This window comes from Vibrio sp. OPT18, assembly GCF_015163615.1.
GTDB classification, from domain to species: domain Bacteria; phylum Pseudomonadota; class Gammaproteobacteria; order Enterobacterales; family Vibrionaceae; genus Vibrio; species Vibrio coralliirubri.
In genome coordinates this window covers 346,807-353,959 of record NZ_JADDYK010000060.1, presented here as the reverse complement: position 1 = coordinate 353,959, position 7,153 = coordinate 346,807, and the positions used below count along the sequence as shown (strand labels likewise).

Here is a 7,153-nt window from a genome sequence, read left to right as displayed (position 1 = left end):
TTAGCTCAGCTGGATAGAGTACCTGGCTACGAACCAGGCGGTCGGAGGTTCGAATCCTCCAGGACGCGCCACTATTTAGGGCTTCTTTCTTATAAGAACAGAAATCCTTGTATTGAGTTGTTGTTTACAACGAATTGATACTAAAACCGTGCGCTCTTAGCTCAGCTGGATAGAGTACCTGGCTACGAACCAGGCGGTCGGAGGTTCGAATCCTCCAGAGCGCGCCACTATTTAGGGTTTCTTTTATGAACCCCTGATATTGGGAATACCGATATCGAAAACTGCGCGTCCTTAGCTCAGCTGGATAGAGTACCTGGCTACGAACCAGGCGGTCGGAGGTTCGAATCCTCCAGGACGCGCCACTATTTAGGGTTTCCTTGTGAACTCCTGATATTGGAAATACTGATATCGAAAACCGTGCGTCCTTAGCTCAGCTGGATAGAGTACCTGGCTACGAACCAGGCGGTCGGAGGTTCGAATCCTCCAGGACGCGCCACTATTTAGGGCTTCTTTCTTATAAGAATGAAATCCTTATATTGATCTATTGTTAGTAACAATGAATTGATATTAAAACCGTGCGCTCTTAGCTCAGCTGGATAGAGTACCTGGCTACGAACCAGGCGGTCGGAGGTTCGAATCCTCCAGAGCGCGCCACATTATTAGAAAAAGCCTCGTTTATACGAGGCTTTTTTTATGTCTGCTGTAAATTTGTTGCGACAATGTTAAATTTGTTCGTTGTTTAACTTGTTGTATTTAAAGTAGTTCTTGATTACTTCTTTGTTATTCCACCTTTCTCATATCAATTCCCAGAAAAGCCCCGTTTAAGTCACAGTTTAAATATCTAAAAATGACGTATTTGACAGATTTATGTGATCTGATAGGCGAATAATTAACCTTATGTGTGCGTTATCCGTAACAGAACCTTAAACAAAATTGACAAACTTTTACCAATCGAGATAATCCATGGGTCGGGATCACTATTCGCTGAAATCCTGTACGTATGTCAGGATGACGAAGAAAGGAAGCAACATGACTAATATTGGAAGCCTGCTAGGAGATGCGGCGACTCTAATGATAACGGGGATGTCCGTTGTCTTTATTTTCCTAACTATTCTAGTTTACCTCGTTCGGTTGATGTCAAAACTGGTACCAGAAGAAGTACCAGAGCCGATCGCAGCACCTAAAAAAATTCAAAAATCACAATCAAACCCTTCAGCTGTTAGTCCACAGGTAGTGGCAGCAATTTCGGCCGCGGTTCATCAATACCGTGCGTCTACTGCTAAGTAGCATTTAAAGGATTAAAAAGGAGTTTATGAGCATGTCTAAACCACTAGCTATCACAGATGTGGTACTTCGTGACGCGCACCAGTCACTATTTGCTACTCGTATGCGTATCGAAGATATGCTGCCAATTGCGGCAGAACTGGATAAAGTCGGTTACTGGTCACTTGAGACTTGGGGCGGCGCGACGTTTGATTCGTGTATCCGTTTTCTTGGCGAGGATCCATGGGAGCGTTTGCGCGAGCTGAAAAAAGCGATGCCAAACACACCAATGCAGATGCTACTGCGTGGTCAAAACCTATTGGGCTACCGTCACTACGCGGATGATGTAGTAGAAAAATTTGTTGAACGTGCCCATAAAAACGGCATGGACGTATTCCGTATTTTTGATGCGATGAATGACGTGCGTAACTTTGAAAAAGCAGTGAAAGCAACGATCGACGTTGGTGGCCACGCTCAAGGTACGTTGTCTTACACAACCAGTCCGGTTCATAACTCAGATACTTGGGTTGATTTGGCTAAGCGCCTAGAGGACCTAGGTTGTCATTCACTATGTATCAAAGATATGTCAGGTTTATTAAAGCCGTATGAAGCAGAAGAGCTGATTACACGTATCAAAGCATCGTGTGACGTTCCTCTAGCACTGCATAGCCACGCGACAACCGGTCTATCGACTGCAACAGCGGTTAAAGCCGTTGAAGCGGGTATCGACATTCTAGATACCGCTATCTCTTCAATGAGCTGTACTTACGGTCATACGCCAACCGAAACGGTTGTTGCGATGTTAGAAGGTACAGAGCGCGACACGAATCTTAAACTAGACCAAATCGAACCAATTGCGGCTTATTTCCGTGATGTACGTAAAAAGTACGCGAAATGGGAAGGTCAGCTAAAAGGCGTCGATTCTCGCATCCTGATCGCTCAAGTTCCTGGCGGCATGTTAACTAACATGGAAGGCCAGCTTAAAGAGCAAGGCGCAGCCGATCGTATGGATGAAGTGCTAGAAGAGATCCCACGCGTACGTAAAGAGCTTGGTTACATTCCTTTAGTTACACCAACTTCTCAGATTGTCGGTACTCAAGCGGTTATTAACGTCTTAACGGGCGAACGCTATAAGAGCATCACGAAAGAAACTGCTGGTCTACTCAAAGGTGAATACGGTCAAGCTCCTGCTGAAGTGGATGCTGAACTGCAAGCGAAAGTTCTAGACGGCGCAGATCCGATTACTTGTCGTCCTGCTGATTTACTTAAGTCTGAAATGGATACGTTAACGACGGATCTGTTAGAGAAAGCGAAATCAGAGGGTATCTCATTAGCTGAAGATACGGTTGATGATGTACTGACTTACGCGCTCTTCCCACAAGTAGGTCTTAAGTTCCTTAAGAACCGTCGTAACCCTGAAGCATTTGAACCTGCACCAACGCTAGAAGTTGCGGCTCCAGTTGCAGCAGCTCCTGTACAAGCTTCTGGTGGTATTGAAAGCTACAGCGTGAAGGTTGATGGTCAGGTTTACGATGTTGAAGTTGGCCCACAAGGTGAACTGACATCGGTAGCGCCATCTGCAAAACCTGCTCAAGCGGCTCAGGCTGCGCCAGTAGCAGCTTCTGACGCTGAAGCGGTTCCAGCTCCATTGGCGGGTAACATCTTTAAAGTAAACGTTCAGGCGGGTGCTGAGGTTGCTGAAGGCGACGTTCTGCTAATCCTAGAAGCGATGAAGATGGAAACGGAAGTTCGTGCTGCTCGTGGTGGTATCGTTCAAGAATTGAATGTTAAAGAAGGCGATGCAGTTACTGTAGGCGCTCCACTACTAAGCTTAGCGTAAGGGAGTACCATGGAAGGATTGATGACCTTATGGTCTGAAACAGGGATTGCGAACTTTGAGTTCGGCCAGATCTGTATGATGCTGGTTGGTTGCTTACTGTTGTTTTTGGCAATTCGTAAAGGATTTGAACCGTTACTTCTACTGCCTATTGGTTTTGGTGCTGTATTAGCAAACATTCCAAATGCTGGGTTTACTGATCCAGGTGGTTTGCTTTATTACGTTTACTACATTGGTATTGAAACAGGTATTTTCCCACTGCTGATCTTTATGGGTGTTGGTGCGATGACGGACTTCGGTGCGTTGATTGCGAACCCTAAAACATTGTGGCTAGGGGCTGCGGCTCAGTTTGGTATCTTTGCAACGCTATTTGGCGCGATCTTGCTGAACTACGTTCCAGGAATGGAGTTCTCGATGGCCGATGCTTCGTCAATTGCGATCATTGGCGGTGCCGATGGCCCAACTGCGATCTTCTTGGCGAGTAAGCTATCTCCGGATCTTTTGGGTGCCATTGCAGTAGCGGCTTATAGCTACATGGCTTTGGTTCCTATCATTCAGCCACCAATCATGAAAGCGTTAACGTCTCCTGAAGAGCGCAAGATTAAGATGGCTCAACTTCGTCACGTTAGCAAAGCAGAGAAGATTCTTTTCCCGCTTGCTGTACTACTGATGACGATTTTGTTCCTACCTTCAGCAACACCTTTAGTTGGTATGTTCTGTTTGGGTAACTTAATGCGTGAAGCGGGCGTGGTTGATCGCCTTTCAAAAACAGCTCAAAACGAACTGATTAACGTTGTAACTATTTTCCTAGGTTTAGGTGTTGGTTCTAAGCTTCAAGCGGATACGTTCTTGAACTTAGAAACGCTGGGTATTCTAGGTTTAGGTGCGGTCGCGTTCAGTATCGGTACGGCGGGTGGTGTATTGATGGCGAAGGTGTTGAACCGATTCTCGAAAGAGGACATCAACCCACTGATTGGCGCAGCTGGCGTATCGGCGGTTCCAATGGCGGCACGTGTTGTAAACAAGGTTGGTCTTGAAGCAAACCCTCAGAACTTCTTGTTGATGCATGCAATGGGCCCGAACGTAGCCGGTGTACTTGGTAGTGCGGTTGCGGCGGGTATTCTATTAGCTCTTGTGGGCTAGTAGTTTTGCTGGGTCATGTATCGTTACGTTAATTGGTCGTCAATTTACGAATGAGCGGTTAACTTAGCCTTATTAAATGGTTTATAGTCAAAGGGATGCTTTCGCATCCCTTTCTTTTTATTAATTAGGGTGCTTGCTCACTAGGGCTTTTATCAATCAAGGAAATGTGGAAATGGAAAATAAACAGATTGCGATTACTCAATTCGGCGGCGTCGAAAACCTAAGTATTCAAACCAGTGCGATCCCTGAGCCTAAGGCTGGAGAAGTGGTGGTTAAAGTTTCCTTTTCAGGCATTAATCCGATTGATGTCAAAACCCGAGCGGGCCTTGGTTGGGCGGCAGCACAAAACAAAGATAATCTACCTTGGGTACCTGGCTACGATATTTCAGGACAAATTGTCTCGCTAGGCGAACAGGCTGAACGCTTTACTGTTGGTGATAACGTGGCTGGCTTTATTGGTTTTCCACTGCAAGGTGGCGGTTACAGCCAATATGTGTGTGTTCCAGAAGCTGCATTAAGTATGGTTCCTGATTCTGTCACTCTAGAAGCGGCTGCGGCATTACCACTCGCGAGCCAAACAGCGGCACAAGCGCTCAACAAAGCCGAAGTGAAAGAAGGCGATCGCGTACTTATCTTAGCGGGTGCTGGCGGTGTTGGTCATCTTGCGGTTCAAATTGCAGTGGCAGCAAAAGCTGAGGTTTACACAACCTGCAGCGAAGCCAATCTTGATTACCTTGCGACGCTAGGTGCTCACGCGATTAACTATAAGTTTGCGCCAGCATCAGAAAGAGTATCTGATGTCGATGTGTTGATTGACTTGGTCGGTGGCGATACCGCGCTTGACGCATTGAAGTGTCTGAAAGATGGCGCAAGAGTAGTAACCGTGCCAACTCTATCTGCAGAACTTATCTGTGAGAAAGCAACACTATTAGGTTTTACTGCATCAGGCATGCTGGTTGAACCAAACCCTGAGCAAATGGACACTATGCTTTACATGGTCAGTGTCGGATTGCTCAAAACAGAAATTCAAGGTATCTACCAGTTAGACGAGGCGCAGTCGGCTCATCTGCAGGTTGAAACCGGACACACCAGAGGCAAGGTGCTACTTAAAATGCAAGAAAGTTGATAGGCAGTGTTAGAATTTTTTAACTCCCTTTTTGAAAATATCGCGCTGTGGTTCTCGGACTCAGCGCTGTGGGTACTCTTCATTAGTGGCTTCTTGAGTGCCACGTTACTACCCGGTGGTTCAGAAGCTAGCCTTGTGGCTGCATTGAGCTTAGATCAGTTTTCAACCTCATCGATCATTCTAGTGGCGACATTAGGCAATACCTTAGGCGGCCTGACTAACTATTGGATTGGTTTGTGGTTGCCTAATCGAACTCAATCTGAAAAGCATGGTCATAAGGCTATGGCTTGGCTGAGTCGTTATGGCTACTGGACACTGTTATTTAGTTGGTTACCGATCATTGGTGACCCTTTGTGTCTAGCGGCGGGTTGGCTAAGAATGAAATTCATCCCTAGCGTTATTTTGATAGCGATTGGCAAAGCCGCTCGCTATAGCTTACTTGCTGCTATCTACTTCGGTTTTTTCTAAGGAGAACCTATGAAAAAGGTTTTACTTGGTACATTTTCTCTTATCGCCATTGCTGGCTGTTCTTACAATGTACCTAGCTCAACGCCCTTCTTTTCCTCGTTACCTGAAGGTGTCACTCTGTTAGAAGAGGTTAAGCCTTCTAAAGATAAAGTGGTGATTCCTTACACCAAGTATCAGCTTGAAAACGGCCTGACAGTTATTCTTTCCCCTGATGATTCCGATCCGTTGGTGCATGTTGATGTAACTTATCACGTCGGTTCAGCACGTGAAGAGATTGGTAAGTCGGGCTTTGCTCACTTCTTTGAGCACATGATGTTCCAGGGTTCTGAGAACGTTGGTGACCAACAGCACTTTAAGATCATTACTGAAGCGGGTGGTTCGTTAAACGGCACGACCAATCGTGACCGTACCAACTACTTTGAAACGGTTCCTTCTAACCAACTTGAGAAAATGCTGTGGTTAGAATCAGACCGAATGGGCTTCTTGTTGGATGCAGTTTCTCAGAAGAAATTTGAGGTGCAAAGAGGCACGGTCAAGAACGAGCGAGCGCAGAGCTACGAAAATCGTCCTTACGGCTTAATGTGGGAACGCATGGGCGAAGCGCTATACCCAGAAGGTCACCCTTACTCTTGGCAACCAATCGGCTATGTTGAAGATCTTGACCGTGTTGACGTGAATGATCTTAAAGCGTTCTTCCTGCGTTGGTACGGTCCAAACAATGCCGTGTTAACGATTGGTGGTGATATCGACGTTGATGACACGCTAGAGTGGGTGAACAAGTACTTTGGCCCAATCCCTCAAGGTCCTGAAGTGAAGGCGGCAGAGAAGCAACCTGCTGTTCTGACTGAAGATAAGTACATCACCTTAGAAGACAATATTCGGCAGCCGATGGTGCTTGTGGGTTGGCCAACAACGTATCGCGGTGAAGAGACGCAAGCTTCCCTGAATGCATTGTCTAACGTGTTAGGTTCAGGTACCAACAGTTACCTATATCAAAACCTCGTAAAAACGCAGAAGGCCGTCAGCGCTGGCTCTTTCCATGATTGTGCTGAGCTTGCTTGTACCATGTACGTGTATGCAATGGGCAACTCAGGTGAAAAAGGCGATTTGACGGTTCTCAATAAAGAGCTGATGGATACCCTAGAGCAATTCTCGAAAGAGGGTGTTGAACAAGAGCGTTTAGACCAGATCACAGGCATGGCAGAAGCGAATGCCGTTTTTGCATTGCAAAGCGTTAAAGGTAAGGTGTCGCAACTCGCGTCTAACCAAACCTTCTATGGTCAGCCTGATCGCATTGAATCACAACTCGATCAAAT

At 46.3% G+C, this 7,153-nt stretch carries 6 protein-coding genes and 4 tRNA genes; all 10 read left to right on the top strand.

Annotation, left to right across the window (positions count from 1 at the left end; all coding sequences use genetic code 11):
* Positions 1–150: 150 nt before the first annotated feature.
* Positions 151–227, top strand: a tRNA-Arg gene (locus tag IQQ51_RS16570).
* Positions 228–285: 58 nt separating this feature from the next.
* Positions 286–362 (top strand) — tRNA-Arg (locus IQQ51_RS16565).
* 57 nt (positions 363–419) lie between these two features.
* Positions 420–496: transfer RNA gene (locus IQQ51_RS16560), tRNA-Arg, on the top strand.
* An 81-nt stretch (positions 497–577) separates the two neighbouring features.
* Positions 578–654, top strand: a tRNA-Arg gene (locus IQQ51_RS16555).
* 375 nt (positions 655–1,029) lie between these two features.
* A complete protein-coding gene (locus tag IQQ51_RS16550) occupies positions 1,030–1,287 on the top strand; it encodes an oxaloacetate decarboxylase subunit gamma (protein ID WP_004741884.1) in 258 nt (85 codons plus the stop codon).
* Positions 1,288–1,318: 31 nt separating this feature from the next.
* Positions 1,319–3,103 (top strand): sodium-extruding oxaloacetate decarboxylase subunit alpha, encoded by a 1,785-nt coding sequence (gene oadA / locus IQQ51_RS16545; protein WP_193841610.1) that lies wholly within the window; start codon positions 1,319–1,321, stop codon positions 3,101–3,103.
* Positions 3,104–3,112: 9 nt separating this feature from the next.
* On the top strand, positions 3,113–4,243 hold the full coding sequence (locus tag IQQ51_RS16540; protein ID WP_019825842.1) for a sodium ion-translocating decarboxylase subunit beta: 1,131 nt from the start codon (positions 3,113–3,115) through the stop codon (positions 4,241–4,243).
* A 172-nt stretch (positions 4,244–4,415) separates the two neighbouring features.
* Positions 4,416–5,369: an NADP-dependent oxidoreductase gene (locus tag IQQ51_RS16535; protein WP_017065778.1), complete on the top strand. Its 954-nt coding sequence runs from the start codon at positions 4,416–4,418 to the stop codon at positions 5,367–5,369.
* A 6-nt stretch (positions 5,370–5,375) separates the two neighbouring features.
* Positions 5,376–5,837, top strand: a complete 462-nt coding sequence (locus IQQ51_RS16530; RefSeq protein WP_017059555.1) for a YqaA family protein — start codon at positions 5,376–5,378, stop codon at positions 5,835–5,837.
* Positions 5,838–5,846: 9 nt separating this feature from the next.
* Positions 5,847–7,153: M16 family metallopeptidase (locus IQQ51_RS27245; RefSeq protein ID WP_228012926.1), on the top strand; the 1,307-nt coding region annotated here is incomplete at its 3' end.

What these genes read in the sequence shown, in the direction of transcription:
- oadA (WP_193841610.1), top strand. Translation starts at nt 1,319, where the DNA reads ATGTCTAAACCACTAGCTATCACAGATGTGGTACTTCGTGACGCGCAC.
- IQQ51_RS16535 (WP_017065778.1), top strand. Translation starts at nt 4,416, where the DNA reads ATGGAAAATAAACAGATTGCGATTACTCAATTCGGCGGCGTCGAAAAC.
- IQQ51_RS16540 (WP_019825842.1), top strand. Translation starts at nt 3,113, where the DNA reads ATGGAAGGATTGATGACCTTATGGTCTGAAACAGGGATTGCGAACTTT.
- IQQ51_RS16550 (WP_004741884.1), top strand. Translation starts at nt 1,030, where the DNA reads ATGACTAATATTGGAAGCCTGCTAGGAGATGCGGCGACTCTAATGATA.